This is a genomic window from Carboxylicivirga longa (assembly GCF_050589825.1).
Lineage (GTDB): Bacteria > Bacteroidota > Bacteroidia > Bacteroidales > Marinilabiliaceae > Carboxylicivirga > Carboxylicivirga longa.
In genome coordinates this window covers 1-1,731 of the sequence record NZ_JBNGOZ010000056.1, presented here as the reverse complement: position 1 = coordinate 1,731, position 1,731 = coordinate 1, and the positions used below count along the sequence as shown (strand labels likewise).

Genomic DNA, 1,731 nt, shown 5'->3' with positions numbered 1-1,731 from the left:
CCATGCGGCAGGCCGTTATGGCCAATTAAAAAACAAGACAGAATATGACAGATGAATTAAAGTATAAGTTTGAGGTTATTAATATAAAACTTCAAACAGAAAAAGAAGGTGATGACAAAAAAGAAGCTTACATCAAGCTAATTACTGACTTAGTAGATAATAAAGTCCACTCTGCTGTAGCGGAAAATAAACACATAATGCTTTATAGTTATTTTCGAAAAAAGACAGAAGTTACAGGTGTAGACTATCTATATGGGAGAATAGGTAAAGGATTTTATTTCGATAAGAAAAGTGGACAAGCAATTGATATTGAGAATTTAAAAAGTGAAACCATTGAAAATGATACATCTAAAATTTTCGATGCATCAATAGCTGAATTTATCTTTATCCCTGAAGCTCATCGATTTTGTATTCAGTTAGGAGCTAAAATTTCTGGTAATGACGTCCGTAAGTTTTTTATGAATTCTTTGCTTGAGGTTAAAGAACAAAATGACATTATTCGGATTGAATTAGAAAATGAACCAAAAGCAATTGATGAAATTTTAACGGCAAAGCGAATACATAAAATTGACTATGTTGTTACATATACAAATGACGATGTATTAAGTGCGTCAGCTGATTTATTTGATAAAAGACTCAAGAAAAGTCAAATTGGGAAAATTGAGATAAAAGCAGAATCTGACCACAATGATTTCATGAATATTAAAGGGGAAGAATTATTAGAAGGGGGAATTGAATTGGCTAGAAGTAATGGTGCAATTAAATCAGCTACAATTACAACAAGTGAAAATACAAGAAAGACAGTGAAATCAGCTGATACTCCTTTACGCATTGAAATAAAATCTACAGCTGAGAAATTTAGAGGCTATATGGCAAATTTGATAATGAAAACCTTTAGGACAGAAAGTAACGATGCCTAATATTATTGACCCAGAAGAGTATAAGAAGGAGCATAAAGGTAATTTAAAGACCTTGCTCAAAATCTATTGGAATAATAAACCTATTTGGAAAAGTTATTTCTTCTGGACAGCCATTGTATTAACACTTATAAGCCAAGTTGTTATTGTCTTAACAAGTGCATCATTTTATGATTCTATTAACTATGTAGCAAATCAAATGATGAGTATAATGCCTAATATTCTAGGGTTCAATTTAGGAGGCTATGTTTTATTGATTGGACTTAATTCTCAAAATATTTTGGATGAGATTACTGAACCTGTGAAACCTTCAAAATATAGCCTTTTTCAAATGCAGAGTAGTGTTTTTGCTTTTAGTATTTTAGTACAAGCAAGTTCTATACTAATTGGATATATGATTATGGGTATTATGAATCTTGGAGCTAATATTTTTTTGCCAGTAGAATTGGCGAGGACTATTAATTTCATTGGATTTATATTGTTGAATTTCATTAGTTTGTATTCTTTGATACTAATAGGACAGATTGTAATTAACATATTTAATTTTGGACAAATATTACATTTCTTTGTCCGTTTAGAACGGCTAGAAAAGGAATTTGAAGAAGATGAAAAACAAAAGAATAAAAGGCCATAACACATGGTATAGTGCATGCGGGTTTCAGAGGTTTGCGAGCGTTTGTGGCTCGTAAAAAAAGTCGTTGTAAACTGATAGGAAATCGCCTCGTAATCCCGCACGACACCATACCATCAACCGTTGGGCGCAACGAACTCGAACGGAGCGCTTCGATTATGAAAAACAAAAACGGGACGCAAA

General features: G+C 32.2%; 2 protein-coding genes. Both read left to right on the top strand.

Annotated elements, in window-relative coordinates:
* Positions 1–44 precede the first annotated feature (44 nt).
* A complete protein-coding gene (locus ACRD7A_RS19000) occupies positions 45–920 on the top strand; it encodes a DUF4747 family protein (protein WP_430812970.1) in 876 nt (291 codons plus the stop codon).
* Positions 913–1,551: a hypothetical protein gene (locus tag ACRD7A_RS18995; RefSeq protein WP_430812971.1), complete on the top strand. Its 639-nt coding sequence runs from the start codon at positions 913–915 to the stop codon at positions 1,549–1,551. The genes ACRD7A_RS19000 and ACRD7A_RS18995 overlap by 8 nt, the downstream gene beginning before the upstream one ends.
* Positions 1,552–1,731 lie beyond the last annotated feature (180 nt).

What these genes read in the sequence shown, in the direction of transcription:
- ACRD7A_RS18995 (WP_430812971.1), top strand. Translation starts at nt 913, where the DNA reads ATGCCTAATATTATTGACCCAGAAGAGTATAAGAAGGAGCATAAAGGT.
- ACRD7A_RS19000 (WP_430812970.1), top strand. Translation starts at nt 45, where the DNA reads ATGACAGATGAATTAAAGTATAAGTTTGAGGTTATTAATATAAAACTT.